Source organism: Shewanella sp. 10N.286.45.A1, from assembly GCF_041470405.1.
Classification (GTDB): domain Bacteria; phylum Pseudomonadota; class Gammaproteobacteria; order Enterobacterales; family Shewanellaceae; genus Shewanella.
Genome location: NZ_JBFRMK010000015.1, coordinates 33,973 through 53,238, shown reverse-complemented (window position 1 = coordinate 53,238; position 19,266 = coordinate 33,973). Strand labels below are relative to the sequence as shown.

The following is a 19,266-nucleotide window of genomic DNA, read 5'->3' as shown; positions in this document are numbered from 1 at the left end:
AATTACACGCGTTTTGAATAATTACCTTGGACTAGTCCAAGGTAATTAAAAACTATTGAGTGAAGATTAATATCTTATGGCTTGTAAAATATATGTTACGTGAGGATGTCAGGTGCCTATTGATAAGCGCTACTGTCCGTTAAAGTTCGCTATCGTTGTTTAACTTCTTGCTTCTCTTTCTTTGCCGTTTTACTCAGCACCACAGAGGTCAACTCTTTTAAATCTAATAACAGCTCTTTATGGATCCCTTTTAACTTAGGTTTTGTCTGTTCATTAAATTCAAGTGGTCGGCATAACGCCATAGCTTGATAGCCTAAACGCGCCGTCAACAATCCACCACCCAGTCCCTGTCCTATACGTGCAGACAACTTGCCAGACATTTCAACGGACAAGAGTTGAGTGCCTAAATCGGTGGCTATTTCACTGGTCCCCGCATAGATAATATTACCAATAATGCCACGAATGAGCTTTATACGACTCCAATAACCCAGTTCAATGCCGTAACAGTTAGCAAGCTGATTAATCATGCTTTGGTTACGCCAAAGGATAATAGCCATATCGAGCACGGATAAAGGGCTAGCCGCCAGCAATAATGCAGACTCCTGCGCAAAACGTCGTACTATTTTTTTAGCCTGTAGATCTCTGTCAACCAACACGCATGCTTCAAATAACACCAGCTTCTCTGCATCGTTGTGCTCTACACTCACTTGCTGCAGATAACGTTCGCTGTGACCGTTACTGGGAAGTTGAGCCAATAACTTGTCAATAAATAGATCGGCTTCTCCCATCTGCATACTATTAAGCAGTCGCATGCCTGTAGCCTGAGTCTCTTCAACCTTTTTAAGCCTTTTTAGTTTGCGCCATTCAGTAACGCTGACTTTTGTCGCCCAAGCTACCACCAGTGCAGCCACTACAGCATACAAAGTAAACAACCATGAGCTTTGAATAAATGCAGCATATAAACCAAGGCCAGTTTCAACAATAGCGATAGTTAAAACGCCAAGGAGGCAGGCTCTGCCTAACCAGCCACGCTTGCTTTTTTTACTTGAAGCAAGGCCATCATTAAGCTGCTCAACACTATCAAAGTGCTCATCTACTTTAGTTTCTAGCGCCTGTTCAGACAGCGTGTCCATTTCGACAAATTCTTCATTGGCCGAAAAGCTAGATGCTGGCGCAATGTCCAATACCGTCTCTTCCTCTACGGATTCAAATCGCTGTTGTTTTTTGATTGAAATATTATCTGTATTCACTTTAATTTATCACCAACTAAATACTGCAATACATGATCGAGCCGTATATGCTCAAAGTCGGCCTTACTCCCCTGTTTTTCGGTAACTTTTCGCGGCGCAAAACTGACAAAGTCAAAGCCTTGTTGCTGCCAAAATTCGGCAGCTGGCAGCGATTTAGGCACTTCGCCAGGAAACAGCGTAACGACTTCACGATTATCAAGGTCGAGCCCTTTTACAACCTCTAGGTCACGGCCATTTTGCTTAACCATACCGTGGGTAGTCGACTTAATTGCGCTAATTGCCATTGTTTCGACTTCACAGCCCTCAAACTTGGCATGTTGCTGACTTTGTTGCACCAACTGACTGAGCAAAGATAAAACATTACCTTGTTGATCACGGGTAACATGATCAATTTTGCTGGCTGCGAACAATAATTTATCGATTTTGGGAGAAAACAGACGCTTTAATAAGCTAGATTGGCCAAATTGAAAGCTTTCCATCACAGCTTGCAGCGCATTGGCCATATCATCAAACTGTTGCTTGCCACGATTTAGAGGGGTAAAACAGTCAACTAATACTAACTGCCTATCAAATTTTGCAAAATAGTCATGGTAAAAAGGCTTCACAACCCGGGAGACGTATTCGCCATATCGTTGTTTTAACGTATGGTAAAAGCTGTTTGACTCCGTTTTTTCAAGTATAGAGAACTGCTCCGCGCTGATATTTATTAATGGGAAAAGCGCTAGCACAGGAGTGCCATCTAGTTCTCCAGGCAGCAGCAACCGCCCTGGTTGAGCATAATAAAAACCGTGTTGTTCAACGCAATCGAGCAATAACTTTTGGTAACTATCAGTAATTTTCTGAAGCTTTGCTTCGTCAGCAACGGCCGATAGTTCGATACTGTTGAGGGCTTCAACAAAGTCGCCAAAATAGCTTGAACACTCAAATATTGATACCCGCTCAAGCTGCGACTCAGACCACTGTTGAAAGCTCTGCTTTAACATTGGCAAATCAAGCAACCACTCACCAGGATAATCAACAATATCCAGATACAGTGTGGCTGTATCTGTTAGCTTTGACAGTAACCCTTTCGCAGGGCGATATCGGATTGCGAGTCTAAGTTCGCTGATATTACGAGTTGACTGAGGCCATGACGATGGCTCATTGGTAATCGCGCTAACCGCGGCTTCATAGTTAAAACTCGCAATGGTAAGATCAGGTTGTAGCTCACGTTTAACACCATATAGGCGACTATCGCGCGCGACCCGCCATAAAGGTAACTGACTATTCCCCTCTGCGATACCACTGTGCATTAGTTGATTAACCAGCCCAGTGATAAAAGCCGTCTTACCTGCGCCAGCAAGACCCGTTACCGCTAAGCGTAAATGTTTGTCGGTTGTTCGCAAGGCTACCGCTTGGGTATTTTTACCGAGTTTTTTGAGAGAGCGTTTGATACTTGCCATAGGCAGATAGAGAACCTGTTGAGGGTAGTTCTAGGGCAGTATACGGTATATGCTGCCCTGCTTCGAACTATAGGTTGTTGATTTCGTTTTTAAGATCGTAATTATCAGATGTTACGTGGCGCTCTAGTCCCTGTAATCTAAGCTCCAGCGCTCTAAATTGACTGTTCACATCTCTTAACGCCATTTTAGCTGGCTCACCTGATTGCCAAACTTTCTTTTTAACTTCTATCTCTTTATGGCTTGAGCTGTTCTTATCTGTGCCGGGCTTAATATCTAAAATCATCCAAAGCAGCACATAGATAATCAAAACAATGCCAGAACCACCAAGTAAAAAGATAGACGCTGCGAGCACTCTGACTAACCATGTTTCAAAATTGAAGTAATCTGCAATCCCTGCACACACTCCGGCGATTTTACCTGATTGAGGAATTCGATATAAAGTTCTGCTTGTGCCTTCACTCATGTCTAACTCCCCCTTTATTTAATACTGACTGTTAACTTAGATCCCTCAGTGGAAAGATATAATGATTTACTCATCGCGTCCCCTCCACTGTGGTGCCTCGGTGTCTAAAATTGCCTCAAGCGTTTCAATTCGTTGTGACATCTTGTCGGCTTTGGCAATTAACTCATTTAACTGCGCAAACTCTTCATCAGTAAGCCCCTGACTCACTTGTCTTTTACTGCGATAGTGCAGTATTAACCAAATCGGAGCCACTACAATCATAAAAATAATAATTGGGGCGATCAAAATATCCATGTCCATAACTCACCTCTGCTCCGTTATTTAGCTTTTGTTTTGCTCTTGTTAGCCTTCATTTTAGCTTTCATAGCCTCAAGCTCATCGTTGACAAAATCTTCTGCTTCCAATGCTGCAAACTCATCGCTGAGGGTTTTCTTGTTACCTAGATCATAAGCATCAACCTGTGACTCTAACCCTTCGACGCGACGCTCATACTGTTCAAACTTACTCATCGCGTTGTCTATCTTACTTGAATCTAACTGCTTTTTAACTTCAAGACGTGAAGATGCAGTTTGCTTACGCATGATGATAGTCTTTTGACGTGCTTTAGCATCGACAAGCTTCTCTTGTAATAAGCCAACTTCATCTTTCAAGCGAAGAATGTGCTCTTCAACAACAACCAATTCAGCAGCTAAAGTTTCAGCAAGCTCGTTGGCTTTTTGCTTTTCAATTAAGGCTGCTTTAGCAAGGTCTTCGCGATCTTTCGACAATGCCAGTTCAGCTTTACTTTCCCAATCTTGTACTTGTTGTTGTACTTTAGCGATTCGACGGATGATCTCTTTCTTTTCAGCCAGAACTTTCGCTGATGTTGAACGTACTTCAACTAGAGTATCTTCCATCTCTTGGATGATCAGACGAACCATTTTTTCAGGATCTTCAGCTTTATCGAGTAATGCGCTGATGTTTGAATTTATGATGTCTGCAAAGCGTGAAAAAATTCCCATAATATTTTCCTTAAATTAACGTTGGTTTCGATAATTACTATTCAGCATTCGTGCCAACTTTTCATTTTCATTATAATACAACAAGTTAACCAAAATATTAACTTTTCCTTTCATTTACAAACAGAGCATCATATTATTATTTTCACCAATTATTAGCGTGAAAGACTAAAACTTACTGTGAGTAATCAATTTCAGCAAGATAATCTTATTGGACAATCTAATGCATTGTTAGAAGTCCTGGAACATATTTCTCAAGTTGCTCCTCTGTCTAAGCCAGTGCTAATCATTGGTGAGCGAGGCACAGGCAAAGAACTTATCGCAGAGCGTTTACATTATCTATCAAAGCGCTGGGACGAAAGCTTCATCAAATTGAACTGTTCATCATTGAGTGAGAATTTACTCGAAAGCGAGCTATTTGGCCATGACGCAGGTGCTTTTACTGGCGCAAATAAGAAGCATGAAGGACGATTTGAGCGTGCAAACGGTGGCACACTTTTCTTAGATGAACTGGCCAATACCTCTGGGCTAATCCAAGAAAAGCTTTTGAGAGTGATAGAGTATGGCGAGTTTGAGCGTGTTGGCGGTAATAAAACGGTCAAAACTGATGTTAGATTAATTTGTGCAGCCAATGAAGATCTGCCCTCTTTAGCTGAAGCCGGCGAGTTTAGACCCGATCTGTTAGATAGACTAGCCTTCGACGTAATCACTTTGCCACCACTACGCCACCGTACTGAAGATATTATGGCACTCGCTGAGTACTTTGCTGTTGGTATGGCAAGACAACTTAAATTAGAACTGTTTGAAGGGTTTAGCCCACCAGCAGTGCAGCAATTAATGGAGTATCGCTGGCCGGGTAATATCCGAGAGTTAAAAAACGTTGTTGAGCGCAGCGTATACCGCAATGCAGATACTGGCAAAGCCATTAATGAGATTATTTTGGATCCGTTTGCCTCTCCTTATAGACCAACAACTAGGGTCAAAACCAAAGAGAGACAACAGATTGCTGATACACCAGCGGTTAGTACAACCCCTGAGCCGAGCACGAGTAGCAGTAGCAACATTGGTGAGCAGCTGCACTTCCCTATCGACTTTAAAACCTATTGTGAAGATAATGAAGTAAGTATACTCAAGCAAGCATTAGAAGCGGGTCAGTTTAACCAGAAAAAAACTGCAGAATTACTGGGTTTGAGCTATCACCAGCTTCGGGGGATCTTAAAGAAATACAACTTACTGGATAAATAATTGCTGTCACGCTGTAGGCACTGTTAAAATGTCTGTTAACGTTCAGTTTAAAATAATGATTGCTTAATGAAACAGCAGCTCAAGCGAATAGGTCTAGTAACCTGTTTATCTGCGATAAACATGCTACTTGTTGCCTGTGGTCCGCAAAAGATCCCCACAGGCCTTGTCTATTGCTCCGAAGGCAATCCAGAAAGCTTTAATCCGCAAACGGTGACATCGGGAACCACTATCGATGCCACCTCGCAACAGCTATATGACACACTCGTCGATTACGACCCAGTGACCAGTTCTATTGTTCCAGCGCTTGCCACTTCATGGTATAGCAGTGATGATGGCTTAAGCTATCGATTTAAACTGCGAAGCGGCGTTCAATTCCATCAAACTGATTACTTTACACCGACCCGTCATTTAAACGCCGATGATATTCTATTTTCATTTAATCGCATTATTGATAGTGAAAACCCTTATCACGAGGTTGCCTCCAACGGTTACCCATTTTTTCAGAGCATCGGGCTAAGCCAAACAATCAGTAACATAGAAAAAGTCGCCGATGACGAAATCATTTTTCATTTACGCCATAGTGACGCCTCTTTTTTATCAAACCTGGCAACGGGGTTTTCGATAATCCTATCGAAAGAGTACGCTGATAATTTACTCGCGAATGATAAAGCTGAAAACCTCGATAGATACCCAATCGGTACCGGTCCATTTAAGCTAACTTCATACGTAAAAAACGAATATATTCGCTACCATAGAAATGATCAATTTTGGCGAAAGCTCCCTGAATTTGAACACTTAGTTTTTGATATAACACCAAGAAGCACCGCGCGATTAACCAAACTCATCACCGGCGATTGTAATGTATCTGCGCTGCCTAAAGCCGGTGAGCTACCCGTTATCAAACAACATCCAAATTTAGAGTTAGATACCCAGCTTGGATTTAACGTCGCATTTTGGGCATTTAACACTCAGAAAGCCCCTTTTAATGATGTTAGAGTTAGGCAAGCACTTGCATACGCCGTAGATACTCAGAATATTTTAAGAGCTGTATATCAAGAAACGGCTATAGAGGCGACAGGTATGCTGCCCCCTCAATCATGGGCTTACCGCTACAATAAAAGTAGCTATGACTATGACCCACAAAAAGCTAAAGCATTGCTAAAGCAAGCAGGCATAAACAGATTAAATATCGATGTGTGGGCGATGCCGGTTGCCAGGATCTATAATCCAAATGCATTAAAAACAGCGGAACTAATCCAAGCCGATCTGGCAAACATAGGCGTAACAGTCAACATTGTCACCTATGACTGGAGTGTTTTTAACCAAAAACTCAGCCGCAGAGACTATGATTCAGTGCTCATCGGCTGGAATGCTGATAATAGCGACCCAGACAACTTTTTCTCTCCTATGCTCAGTTGTGATGCACAGCGCTCTTCCAGCAATAGGGCTCAATGGTGTAACGCAAAGATGGATGATATTTTAGCTAAAGCCAAGGCCACGACAAATATAGGCGAGCGAAAAGCGCTTTATCAACAAGCAGAAAAGCTCTTTCGTGAACAACTGCCTATGCTGCCTTTTGCTCACGCGACCCAACTGACATTTAAGCAAAAAAATATCAAACAAACCCAGCTCACTCCATTTGGTGGGATCTCATTCGAAAACACCATGAAAATAGTCCCAGAGGATGAACACTAATGGGCCGGTATCTCTTAAGAAGACTTAACCTATTTTTAGCTACGTCTCTAGTATTAATCGCTGTATTGTTTATCACCACAAGTTACTTTCCAGTGGATCAACAGTACGCATTAACAGGGATAGAATCGCCAACATTACAGCAGCAAGCTTTAAGTCGCAGTGAATTTAAACTCGACAGTAATGGCTTCAATCAGTTCCTGGCTTATACAGAGCAGCGCCTGAGCGGTAACCTCGGGCTGTCAGTCACCTCTCAAAAACCTGTCATTGACGAATTAACCCAAGTCTTGCCTGCATCATTTGAGCTGGCTATTGTTGCTGGATTATTGGCCATACTTCTAGGGGTCCCACTTGGCGTTTTGGCGTCATTAAGTAAAAATAAGATCACCCAGCACAGTATTATGGCTATTACACTGACAGGATATTCAATCCCGGTATTTTGGCTAGGGCTTACACTGTCACTGTGGTTTGGAGTCGAACTCGGCTGGTTACCTATTTCAGGCCGTATAAATCTTTTATATGAGATAGAGCCGATAACTGGCTTTATGTTAATCGATACACTCTTATCGCAATCGGTCTATCGTATATCGGCGTTCCTTGATGCACTGCAACATATCGTCTTGCCCGCTATCACACTAGCGGTATTACCCTTTACAGTGGTGGTAAGGATCACCCGTGCCGCCATGTTGCATATTATGAATGAACCCTACATCCGCGCTGCTGAAGCTCGCGGCTTGCATACGGGAACAATTGTATTGCGCCATGCACTTCCTAACGCGTTAATCCCTGTACTAAAGAATATGGGGTTGATGTTGGGTACGTTTGCTAGTTACGCAATGATTGTAGAAGTTATATTTTCATGGCCAGGAGTCGGTAGTTGGCTTGTCTCAGGAATTTATCAACGCGACTACACGGTGATCCAAGGCGGTGTTTTGGGTGTGGCATTGATTATTATCTTTTTCAGTATCCTAATAGAGGTACTCCATAACGCCATTAACCCTATCAGCAGGAAAGAAATTTATGCCGCGAATTAGCATCTATCAGGAAGATGACATTCCTTCTCCTATGCGAAAGCTTTGGCAAGCATTTGCTGATAACCCATTTGCTCTCATGGGGTTGTGGGCAGTTACTTGTTTATTGTTTTTGGCTATTTTTGGCCCTTGGATAGCGCCATTTTCACCTGAACAACAAGATCCATTAGCGCTGCTGCTGCCCCCATCATGGGATGCCAGTGGCACAGTAGAGCACTTTCTTGGCACTGATGACTTAGGTCGAGATATTTTTAGTCGACTACTTCATGGCGCACACTTAACATTTGGCATGGCATTAGCCATCGTTATGGCCTCTCTCGCGGTCGGATTCGTGATTGGCTCCATATCTGGCATGATGAAAGGACTGAAGTCTTCGATATTAAGCCACCTACTAGATGCATTGTTATCAATCCCATCGTTGTTAATGGCTATTTTAGTGGTCGCCGTTATGGGGCCAGGGCTAAGTAACGTTTTTTGGGCAGTCGGTATCGCATTAACGCCGCAATTTGTTCGCGCAATTCACCAAGCGGTGCATGAAGAACTACAAAAAGACTACGTTACTGCAGCTAAACTTGATGGTGCGAACTCTATCCAAATATTTTGGTACGTCATAATGCCAAATGTATGGGAAACTCTCATTATTCAAACCACCTTAGCCATTTCTGCCGCTATTTTGGATATTGCAGCGCTTGGTTTTCTCAACCTCGGCGCCCAGGCACCGAGTCCAGAATGGGGCGCGATGGTGTCCCAAGGGCTGGATAACCTTCTAACCGCTCCTTGGACTGTGACAATTCCAGGGGTTGCGATTCTTTGCAGTGTGCTTGCCATTAACTTAGTTGGTGACGGATTAAGGTCGGCGTTATCGCCAATAAGAAACTAATAATATGCCACTTCTCGATATTAGAAATCTCACCATTGAACTTGATACCCCTCATGGACGCGTCAAAGCGCTAGAGCGAGTATCGCTGACCATTAACCCTGGCGAGCTGCACGGTTTGGTCGGAGAGTCTGGTTCTGGACGTAGCTTATTGGCACGAGCCATTTTAGGTGTGCCAGGCCACAATTGGACAATTACGGCTGACCGCATGATGTGGGACGGGCAGAACCTAATGGAGATGTCCACGAAACAAAGGCGTAACTTAATGGGCAGTGAGATTGCAATGATCTTTCAGGACCCAACCAGCAGTCTTGACCCCGCCATCTCCGTAGGCAGCCAAATCATTGAAGCTATGCCGATCGATAAGCACTTACCATTTTGGAAGCGCGGTAAAGTTCGCCGAAAAACAGCTGAAAAATGGTTGCATAAAGTCGGTATTAAGCACACAGATAAGGTCATGGATAGCTACGCTTGGGAACTGTCTGAAGGCGAATGCCAAAAAGTGATGATCGCGATGGCCGTGGCTAACCAGCCGAGGTTACTCATCGCAGACGAACCAACTGACTCAATGGAACTGAGTACCCAAGCACAAATCTTTCGGCTATTGAGTAAGCTCAACCAGCTACAGAATGTATCTATTTTATTAATTAGCCACGAGCTTGAAACTTTGTCAGGTTGGTGTGATCAACTTACTGTTCTATATTGTGGCCAGGTGATGGAGTCAGGCCCTACAGCAGAATTATTGGCGCAGCCTTTTCACCCATATACCGAAGCCCTAATTGAAAATGCACCCGATTATTCTGGTGAGCTAGCCCATAAATCAATGATGCAAACATTGCCGGGCTCGGCACCCGCTTTACAACACTTGCCAATAGGATGTCGATTAGGTCCACGTTGCCCTCAAGCACAGAAAAAATGTGTAAGCCAGCCTAGCCTGTGCCATAAAAAAGATCGCTATTTCGCTTGCCATTTCCCATACCATAATGAGCCTTGTAATGACGACACCTCTTCTTAAAGTTACCAACCTGAGCAAAAGTTACTATGCAGGTTATAAGCGTTTCAAGCGTCAATATAACCAGGCATTGTCTCCCGTCTCATTCGAACTAAAAACCGGTGAAACACTGGCTATAGTAGGTGAAGCCGGCTCTGGAAAAAGTACCATTGCAAGGATATTGGTTGGCGCCGAAATAAGAAGTGGCGGTGATATTTATTTTGAAGGCGAATCGCTTGATAAACATAATTTAAAGCAACGCTGCCGGATGATCCGGATGATTTTCCAAGATCCAAACACCTCGTTAAATCCAAGACTAACCATTGGTGACTTACTCGACGAACCACTGAAGTTCAATACAGACCTCGCTGAAAGCGAAAGACGAGCAATTGTGGTCGACAAACTTAGAAAAGTTGGCTTACTTTCAGAGCATGTCGACTTTTATCCGCATATGATCTCTGAGGGGCAAAAGCAACGAGTCGCCGTTGCTCGCGCATTAATGCTTGACCCTAAAATCATCATTGCAGATGAAGCGCTCACCGCGCTAGATCTCTCTGTCCGAGCACAGATATTAAACCTGCTACTAGAATTGCAAAAAGAGATGGGACTTTCCTACATCTTTGTGTCACACAATATGAACATTATCCGTCATGTCAGTGATAAAATAATGGTGTTAAAAAAGGGCGAACTCATCGAAAAAGCCACCACAGAGCAGCTATTTAATGCGCCACAGCACGAATACACTCAACGGCTAATTCAGGAACAAAGCCTGTTCACACGTAAGAAATAATGCCGTCAGATTTAAGCGCTGCAGATAACGTTTATACAGTGTGCGATAACACGTCAAATACAACTTCATGCACTTAGCTGATATCCATGGATGCTTTAAGACCTTAGCACCTGCGGACATTCGCCTAATTGATACGATGACTTTAACTGCTCCAACCACTGATAAAATCACACAAATTAACGAAAATTAAGTGTCATTTGGTGTGGGTTTATTTATCCTAGATACAATTTTTTCAGAGAAATAGAAAATATGATTATCAAACCTAGAATCCGTGGCTTTATATGTACAACGACTCACCCTGTTGGTTGTGAAGCTAATGTACTTGAACAGATCAACATTACCAAAGCCAAAGGCAAAATTGCTAATGGTCCAAAAAAGGTATTAGTTGTTGGTTCTTCAAGTGGTTACGGTCTTTCTTCGCGGATCACTGCAGCGTTCGGTAGTGACGCGGCCACCTTAGGTGTATTTTTTGAAAAACCAAGCTCAGAGAAGAAACCAGGTACCGCAGGTTGGTATAACTCTGCTGCATTCGATAAGTTTGCCAAAGCCGAAGGCCTATACTCGAAGAGCATTAACTGTGATGCCTTTAGCCATGAAGCGAAACAAAAAGCCATTGAACTGATCAAAGAAGACTTAGGCCAAGTCGATATGGTGGTTTACTCGCTAGCTTCTCCTGTACGAAAACTTCCTGATAGCGGTGAGCTTATTCGCTCATCTTTAAAGCCAATCGGTGAACCTTATAAAGCGACAGCAGTAGACACCAATAAAGATATCATTATTGAAGCAAGCGTTGAGCCTGCTACAGAGCAAGAGATTAATGATACCGTTACAGTCATGGGCGGTGAAGATTGGGAATTATGGATGCAAGCACTCGCAGAAGCGGGCGTATTGGCTGATGGTTGTAAAACCGTTGCCTATAGCTATATTGGTACCGAACTTACATGGCCAATCTATTGGCATGGCGCACTAGGTAAAGCAAAAATGGACCTAGACCGTGCAGCACACGCATTAGATGATAAATTATCAGCAACTGGTGGCAGTGCAAACGTAGCAGTACTGAAGAGTGTTGTTACCCAAGCCAGCTCAGCAATCCCAGTAATGCCATTATATATAGCGATGGTATTTAAAAAGATGCGTGCAGAAGGCCTTCACGAAGGTTGTATTGAACAAATTAACCGCATGTTCAGCGAGCGTTTATACAAAGCCGATGGTAGTGCAGCAGAAGTCGATGACAGCAATCGCCTTCGTTTAGATGACTGGGAACTTCGAGAAGAGATCCAGCAACATTGTCGTGATATGTGGCCGCAAGTGACTTCAGAAAATCTAGCGGAATTGACTGATTACCGTGAATATAAAGAAGAGTTCTTGAAACTGTTCGGTTTCGGTATTGAAGGTATTGATTACGAGCAAGATGTAAAGCCTAATGTTGAGTTTGATGTGATTTCTATCTAAATCTTAAATCATATGAAATTGTCGAAACGTCGCTAAATGCGGCGTTTTTTTATGGCTAATACCACTGTTTTTACAAAGCATACTAACAAGCCGTCATTGATAATTATCACGAATACCCTCTCATTGTATAATCTAGCCATTAAAACTGTTGTAAGGCCATTATACAGCCGCCATCGGCTTATCTGGGCTTACCCTCGTTCCTCAAAATTGCAGCACTCTAAAACCTATCAGTATAAAGATTTCACCGCTCAGCGAGAGTTTAGCGCCTTTTTGGCTTGCAGCTTCTGTGTTGAATAAACTCAGAAGGGAATAACCATTTCATTACCAATACGCTTTGAATTGAAAAGGTTGAGGGGCTCTGTACGGGTCAAATACTTAATGAAATTGGTATTAGTTCGCCAAGAATCACTCTGAGTAGACCAACTTTTATATTGATTGGTATTCAATCTAAGAATTAATACTGATTAACACCACAGAAGCACATCTCCTTGCTAACTGCCGTTGAATCAATAAGTGCCCTACACGGGTCAAATTTTAGACACAAAAAAGCCGGCTATTGCCGGCTTTAAATATTGATGAAGTCGCTTATTGCTTATTCAACAACTGGGTAAAGTACTTCGCCCTTAGCTTTTAAGCCAGCAATCACTGCACGGTAATCGTTTTCAGTGTATTGCGAGTTCAAACGCTGTTTTAATGCATCAATAAGGTTTGCATCGACGCCTTCAGCTGCGTTTACCTTATTAAGAACAACGACAGCGTAACCAGTAGCAAGCGCAACTGTATCTACTGTTGCTGTATCTGCAGGCTGTGCCATTGCAAATGCTTTACTAACAACAGCGCCATCAATGTCTTGCTCAAAGCGTGCTAACTTGTCTTTAACCAAGTAACCTGCTGTTATACCGTCAGCTTTAAATGCAGCCATTGCATCTTGTGCTTGTTGACGTGCATTTTCATTGGCTTGCTCTTGCTTCAAGCGCCCAGCAATGCCATCTCTAACTTCTGCAAGCTCCATTGAGCCAGCCGCTTTATGCGAGTTAACACGAATAACAACAACATGGTTTGCTTCAACTTCAAGCACATCACTGTTCATGCCATCAAGTAATACATTCGAAGAGAATGCTTCTTTTAGGATGGCAGGCTTTGAAAACAAAGCTGGTGCGTTATTTCGAGTGAATTCAGGCGTTGTTTCAACTTCAACACCTAGCTCTCTCGCCGCTTCAGACAATGTATCAGGTACTTCGTAGCTTGTATCAGCAAGTACTTGCTGAAGTTCGTAGAACTTATCGACAGCTTGTCGCTCTTGCAGCTGTGCAATGATTTTCTCTTTTACGTCAGCAAAAGGAGCTTCTGCACCGGCTTGAATATCTACCGCTTTGATAATGTGGTAACCAAAGTTGGTCTTAACCACGTTTGAGTAGCTGCCTTTATCTAAGGCAAAAAGTGCTGCATCAAACTCTGGTTCCATGACGCCAGCTTCAAACCAATCAAGTTGTCCACCCTGCTCGCCACTAAATGTATCTTGCGACTCAGCTTTAGCAAGCTCTGCGAAATCTTCAGCATTTTGTAGTTTTTGGTAAATGGCTTCAGCTTTCTGTTCAGCATTATCATCGTCTAGACCAATAAGGATATGTGCAGCTAAACGCTTCTCAGGCTGTAAATATTGAACTTTGTTCTCATCATAGTACGCTTTAGCTTCCGCTTCGGTCACTGTGATATCCGCTGCTAACTGCTTAGCATCGAGTTCAATATAGTTAAGGCTTACTATCTCAGGTCTTACAAATTGACCAAGATTCGAGTTGTAATAAGTCTGGATCTGCTCATCAGTGACGCTCGCCGCAGCAAGGAACGGAGTAGAATCGATAACTAAATAATTAATATCGCGAGTTTGACCTTGGATATTAGCCAAATATTCAGCTTCACCTGGTAACACAAACTCAGAACCAACTAGAGTTGCCACTAACTGACGACGTGTCATATCAGTACGCATCATGTCTCTGAATGAATTGGCTTGATAGCCTAACTGGCGCAAAATAGCTTGATAACGGTCGTTATCAAATTTACCGTCAGTTTGGAACGCCGGTTCCTGCATAATCGCTGTGCGGATCTGTTCATCAGATACACGAAGTCCAAGCTCAACAGCATTTTGATCAAGTAACTTTTCAGCCACAAGACGCTCTAATACACTTTGCTTAACGCTTTGCATATAATTGTCGTCGGCAGATAAAGTCGAGAACATGTCACCAAGCTGTTGCTCAAGACGACCACGTTCATTCTCATATGCTTGTTCTAACGCTGAGTTGCTGATCTCTTCACCATTTACGGTAGCAGCTGCAACCTCAGTTGAAGAACCTAAATAACTACTCACGCCCGTAAATGCAAATGAAAGTATCACTAAGACTAAAATGCTCTTTGCAATTACGCCTTGCGACCCTTCACGAATCTTTTCTAACATCAGACTTCTCGCTGGTTGCGATTAATAAAATAAAAAGGCGCATCACTTCTTGGATGCGCCTTTTTGTAATTTAATAGTAAAGAGACATATACCTCTTTACTCTTTTGACCATCACTAAGTAAATACTTAGCCATTGTCTTTTTGCTCGTAAAAAGCACTATCAAGTAGTGCTTTATACAATAACCTTACAAAAGCTGCAGTTAACGAATTTCTTAGTTAACAGCGTCTTTAAGCGCTTTACCAGCTTTAAATGCTGGAATGTTTGCTGCAGCGATCTTGATCTCTTTACCCGTTTGAGGGTTACGACCAGTGCGCTCTGCACGTTGACGCACTTCGAAAGTACCGAAACCAACAAGAGCAATCTTATCGCCTTCTTTTAGGCCGTCAGTAACAGCGCCAATGAAAGAATCTAATGCACGGCCAGCAGCGGCTTTAGAAATGTCAGCACCAGAAGCGATTTTCTCGATTAGTTCAGATTTGTTCATGTCATCCCCTTGAATGTAATTTTTGTACCGCACCCAAATCCTTGTCTAGAGCGGTCTGCGGAGGCTTTTTATAACAAGCTTGGAACCAAAGTTCAAGCCTTATAGGAAAACCAAATAAATATTTTAGGATACTGCTCAAAACCAGTCACTCCAAGGGCTGGAGCGACTGACTCTCCACTGACTTAGGCTACCACAGCTAAGGGCTTTGGTAAGCCCCTTTTTACACTTTTTTTGTGCAATACTGCAATTTATTGCGTTAGCCCACGTTTTCCACTACTTCAAAGCCTTCAACTGGGCGTTCTAACGCGTGTTTCAGGACTTCTTCAACCCATTTCACTGGGTAAATTTTTAAGTCAGCGATAACATTTGCAGGAATTTCTTCCAAATCTCGTTCATTTTCTTTTGGAATTAGAACGACTTTAGTTCCACCGCGATGTGCAGCAAGTAATTTTTCCTTTAAACCACCGATCGGTAACACTTCTCCACGAAGCGTAATTTCACCAGTCATAGCAACATCTGCTCGAACAGGGTTGCCCGTTAAACTAGATACTAGTGCCGTGCACATTGCAGCGCCGGCTGAAGGACCATCTTTTGGCGTTGCTCCTTCAGGAACATGCACATGAATATCGCGCTTTTCATAAAAATCGGGATTAATGCCCATCTGCTCAGCACGAGCACGAACAACCGTCATTGCCGCTTGAATCGACTCTTGCATGACATCACCCAAAGAACCGGTATAAGACAGTTTGCCTTTACCTGGTACAGACGTTGCCTCAATCGTAAGCAAATCGCCACCGACCTCAGTCCATGCCAGACCAGTTACTTGGCCAATCTGGTTGTTTGACTCTGCTTTACCATAGTCACAACGCTGCACACCCAAGAACGACTTGAGGTTGTCTTGATTCACCTCAACATGCTTAATACTCTTATCAAGCAAGATCTGTTTAACGACTTTACGACAGATTTTCGAAAGTTCACGTTCAAGTGCACGCACACCCGCTTCACGAGTGTAGTAGCGAATAATGCCAATGATGGCACTATCGTCAACTGTCACCTCTTTCGTTTTTAGGCCGTTACGTTCAATCTGTTTTGGCAACAAATGTTGCTTGGCAATATTCAGTTTTTCATCTTCGGTATAACCCGACAAACGAATCACTTCCATACGGTCTAAAAGAGGCCCTGGTATGTTCATTGAATTCGATGTAGCAACAAACATTACATCAGACAGGTCATAATCGACCTCCATGTAATGGTCACTGAACGTTGCATTTTGCTCAGGATCAAGAACTTCCAATAATGCCGATGCTGGATCGCCACGCATGTCGCTACTCATCTTGTCGATTTCATCAAGCAAGAACAGTGGATTTTTCACACCCACTTTTGACATCTTCTGAATCACTTTACCTGGCATTGAACCGATATAAGTACGGCGATGACCACGAATTTCAGCTTCATCTCTAACACCACCAAGAGCAACTCGCACGTACTTACGCCCTGTTGCTTTGGCGATAGATTGCCCTAAAGAAGTCTTACCAACACCAGGAGGTCCAACTAAACAAAGAATTGGTCCTTTAAGCTGCTTAACTCGGCTTTGAACTGCTAGGTATTCTAAAATACGCTCTTTGACTTTCTCTAAACCAAAGTGGTCTGTATCAAGTACATCCTGCGCCTTGGCTAAATCGCGTTTGATCTTAGAACGCTTATGCCATGGGACGGATACCATCCACTCAACGTAACTTCTCACCACTGTCGCTTCAGCTGACATTGGAGACATCATCTTTAACTTGTTGAGTTCAGCTTTCGCTTTTTCCTGAGCTTCCTCAGGCATCTTGGCTTCTTCTATCTTTTTCGCCAAGCTTTCAAACTCATCATGAGACTCGTCAATATCACCGAGTTCTTTTTGAATAGCTTTCATTTGCTCATTCAAATAGTATTCGCGTTGACTTTTTTCCATCTGCTTTTTAACACGACCACGAATACGTTTCTCAACCTGTAATAAGTCGATTTCGGATTCCATCATCGCCATCAAATATTCGATGCGCTCACCCACATTAACCATCTCAAGCACAGATTGCTTATCTTCTAGCTTAAGTGGCATATGTGCAGCCATGGTATCGGCGAGCCGTGCTGCCTCATCGATGCCAGACAGTGAGGTTAAGACTTCAGGTGGGATCTTTTTGTTTAACTTGATGTAGCCTTCAAACTGGCCCACAGCAGAGCGAACAAGCACCTCTTCCTCTTTTTCTGTAAGAGGCTCTGACTCTAAATAGTGAGCCGTGGCTTGGAAGATATCATCCTGCTCTGAATAGTTATCGATGCGCGCACGTTGCCCCCCTTCGACCAACACTTTTACGGTGCCGTCAGGGAGTTTTAAAAGTTGCAGGATTGAAGCTACTGTTCCAACGTCGAAAATATCGTCGCTGCTTGGGTCATCGAGCTCAGCATCACGCTGAGCGACCAGAATAATTTGTTTACCTTGATCCATTGCTTTTTCTAAGCAACGAATGGACTTTTCTCGTCCTACGAATAACGGAATTACCATATGAGGATAAACCACCACATCTCTCAGTGGTAGTACGGGTAGTTCGATTCGCGTATCACGCTCTTGAGTCATAGCTCGATTCCGTTTTATATGAATACTTAAGAGTATATTGGGATGATTCGATAGGTTTCAATGGCGAATAACAATTAAATAATAAACTGCACAAAAAAGGAGCCATAAAGGCTCCTTTTCGATACGCTGATGCTATTTAAGCAATGACTTATTCAGCCGTTGCTGTTTGAGCTTCATTTGTCGCGTAGATAAGTATTGGTGTTGATTCGCCTTTCACGACCGACTCATCGACAACCACTTTAACCACATCATCTGTTGACGGTAAGTCATACATGATATCGAGTAAAATGCCTTCAACGATAGAGCGTAAACCACGAGCACCGGTTTTACGGGTCTGTGCTTTAAGAGCAATCGCTTTAAGTGCATCTTCTCTAAACTCTAACTCAACATCTTCCATTTCAAACAAAGCAGCAAACTGCTTTGTTATGGCATTTTTAGGCTCAGAAAGAATTTGAATAAGTGCTGCATCATCAAGTTCAGCTAACGTAGCTAGAACAGGAAGACGACCAATAAACTCTGGAATTAGACCAAACTTCACCAGATCTTCAGGCTCTACTTGCAATAACGTGTCTGAGATTGTCGCTTTGTCAGCTTCGCCTTTAACTTCAGCGCCAAAACCAATACCAGTGCCCACATGAGAACGTTGTTCAATCACTTTCTCTAGGCCTGCAAATGCACCACCACAGACGAACAGGATTTTAGAGGTATCAACCTGTAAGAACTCCTGCTGCGGATGCTTACGGCCACCTTGAGGTGGAACCGCAGCAACGGTACCTTCAATGAGTTTAAGCAAAGCTTGCTGAACACCTTCACCAGAAACATCACGCGTGATAGATGGGTTGTCAGACTTACGACTGATTTTATCAATTTCATCGATATAGACGATTCCGCGCTGGGCTTTCTCTACATCATAGTCGCACTTTTGCAGTAGCTTCTGAATGATGTTCTCTACATCTTCACCCACATAACCCGCTTCAGTAAGCGTTGTTGCATCAGCCATAGTGAACGGTACATTCAAGAAACGCGCTAGCGTTTCTGCAAGTAGTGTTTTACCACTACCAGTTGGGCCAATCAGCAAGATATTACTCTTACCTAGCTCAACCCCATCTTTAGGACTGGCATTTTTAAGGCGTTTGTAATGGTTATATACCGCTACTGACAACACCTTCTTTGCTTTGTCTTGGCCAATAACATAATCGTCCAAGTGCGCTCGTAATTCATGCGGTGTTGGCAACTTGTCTTGATCTTGCTTAGGAGAGATCTCTTTAATCTCTTCCCTAATAATGTCGTTACAGAGTTCTACACATTCATCGCAAACATATACAGAAGGTCCAGCAATAAGTTTTCTTACTTCATGCTGGCTCTTTCCACAAAAAGAGCAGTACAGCAGCTTGCCGCCGTCACCTTTGTTCTCGCTCATTACCTTACCTCTGTTTGCAGCCTAAAGACTGCAGGATTCTTTATTTCACTTCTTTACTCAGCAT

The 19,266-nt window shown here is 43.1% G+C and carries 16 protein-coding genes; 7 read left to right on the top strand and 9 right to left on the bottom strand.

The features are described from left to right. Positions 1 to 149: 149 nt before the first annotated feature. The 5 genes from AB4238_RS01405 to pspA form a co-directional block, all read right to left on the bottom strand. Positions 150 to 1,250: a TIGR01620 family protein gene (locus AB4238_RS01405; RefSeq protein ID WP_372030724.1), complete on the bottom strand. Its 1,101-nt coding sequence runs from the start codon at positions 1,248 to 1,250 to the stop codon at positions 150 to 152. After that, positions 1,247 to 2,692 carry a YcjX family protein gene (locus AB4238_RS01400; RefSeq protein WP_372030723.1) on the bottom strand — a complete coding sequence of 482 codons (1,446 nt, stop codon included), beginning with the start codon at positions 2,690 to 2,692 and terminating at the stop codon, positions 1,247 to 1,249. The genes AB4238_RS01405 and AB4238_RS01400 overlap by 4 nt, the downstream gene beginning before the upstream one ends. A gap of 67 nt (positions 2,693 to 2,759) precedes the next feature. Then, positions 2,760 to 3,155, bottom strand: coding sequence for an envelope stress response membrane protein PspC (gene pspC, locus AB4238_RS01395; protein WP_371990628.1), 396 nt, complete (start codon positions 3,153 to 3,155; stop codon positions 2,760 to 2,762). A 66-nt stretch (positions 3,156 to 3,221) separates the two neighbouring features. Further along, a complete protein-coding gene (gene pspB / locus AB4238_RS01390) occupies positions 3,222 to 3,455 on the bottom strand; it encodes an envelope stress response membrane protein PspB (RefSeq protein WP_372030722.1) in 234 nt (77 codons plus the stop codon). A 17-nt stretch (positions 3,456 to 3,472) separates the two neighbouring features. Beyond that, positions 3,473 to 4,156 carry a phage shock protein PspA gene (gene pspA, locus AB4238_RS01385; RefSeq protein WP_372030721.1) on the bottom strand — a complete coding sequence of 228 codons (684 nt, stop codon included), beginning with the start codon at positions 4,154 to 4,156 and terminating at the stop codon, positions 3,473 to 3,475. 177 nt (positions 4,157 to 4,333) lie between these two features. Here pspA and pspF point away from each other — a divergent pair, with 177 nt between their 5' ends. The 7 genes from pspF (at position 4,334) to fabV (ending at position 12,231) form a co-directional block, all read left to right on the top strand. Continuing rightward, positions 4,334 to 5,398, top strand: coding sequence for a phage shock protein operon transcriptional activator (gene pspF, locus AB4238_RS01380; RefSeq protein WP_372030720.1), 1,065 nt, complete (start codon positions 4,334 to 4,336; stop codon positions 5,396 to 5,398). A 66-nt stretch (positions 5,399 to 5,464) separates the two neighbouring features. Further along, on the top strand, positions 5,465 to 7,093 hold the full coding sequence (locus AB4238_RS01375) for an ABC transporter substrate-binding protein (RefSeq protein WP_372030719.1): 1,629 nt from the start codon (positions 5,465 to 5,467) through the stop codon (positions 7,091 to 7,093). Next, positions 7,093 to 8,124 carry an ABC transporter permease gene (locus AB4238_RS01370; RefSeq protein WP_372030718.1) on the top strand — a complete coding sequence of 344 codons (1,032 nt, stop codon included), beginning with the start codon at positions 7,093 to 7,095 and terminating at the stop codon, positions 8,122 to 8,124. The genes AB4238_RS01375 and AB4238_RS01370 overlap by 1 nt, the downstream gene beginning before the upstream one ends. Next, positions 8,111 to 9,001: an ABC transporter permease subunit gene (locus tag AB4238_RS01365; RefSeq protein WP_020913308.1), complete on the top strand. Its 891-nt coding sequence runs from the start codon at positions 8,111 to 8,113 to the stop codon at positions 8,999 to 9,001. The genes AB4238_RS01370 and AB4238_RS01365 overlap by 14 nt, the downstream gene beginning before the upstream one ends. 4 nt (positions 9,002 to 9,005) lie before the next feature. Then, entirely contained in the window at positions 9,006 to 10,013 is a 1,008-nt protein-coding gene (locus AB4238_RS01360; RefSeq protein WP_372030717.1) for an oligopeptide/dipeptide ABC transporter ATP-binding protein, read from the top strand. Next, complete coding sequence (locus AB4238_RS01355) at positions 9,994 to 10,779, top strand: ATP-binding cassette domain-containing protein (protein WP_372030716.1); 786 nt, start codon at positions 9,994 to 9,996, stop codon at positions 10,777 to 10,779. Before AB4238_RS01360 ends, AB4238_RS01355 begins: the two co-directional genes overlap by 20 nt. 249 nt (positions 10,780 to 11,028) lie before the next feature. Continuing rightward, on the top strand, positions 11,029 to 12,231 hold the full coding sequence (fabV, locus tag AB4238_RS01350) for an enoyl-ACP reductase FabV (RefSeq protein WP_372030715.1): 1,203 nt from the start codon (positions 11,029 to 11,031) through the stop codon (positions 12,229 to 12,231). A 592-nt stretch (positions 12,232 to 12,823) separates the two neighbouring features. Here fabV and AB4238_RS01345 read toward each other — a convergent pair. From AB4238_RS01345 to clpX, 4 genes are all read right to left on the bottom strand, one after another. Then, positions 12,824 to 14,683, bottom strand: a complete 1,860-nt coding sequence (locus AB4238_RS01345; RefSeq protein WP_372030714.1) for a SurA N-terminal domain-containing protein — start codon at positions 14,681 to 14,683, stop codon at positions 12,824 to 12,826. 212 nt (positions 14,684 to 14,895) lie between these two features. Then, a complete protein-coding gene (gene hupB / locus AB4238_RS01340) occupies positions 14,896 to 15,183 on the bottom strand; it encodes a nucleoid-associated protein HU-beta (protein ID WP_220736800.1) in 288 nt (95 codons plus the stop codon). 241 nt (positions 15,184 to 15,424) lie between these two features. Next, positions 15,425 to 17,782: an endopeptidase La gene (lon, locus tag AB4238_RS01335; protein ID WP_372030713.1), complete on the bottom strand. Its 2,358-nt coding sequence runs from the start codon at positions 17,780 to 17,782 to the stop codon at positions 15,425 to 15,427. Positions 17,783 to 17,930: 148 nt separating this feature from the next. Next, complete coding sequence (clpX, locus tag AB4238_RS01330) at positions 17,931 to 19,202, bottom strand: ATP-dependent protease ATP-binding subunit ClpX (protein ID WP_020913314.1); 1,272 nt, start codon at positions 19,200 to 19,202, stop codon at positions 17,931 to 17,933. Positions 19,203 to 19,266: the final 64 nt, after the last annotated feature.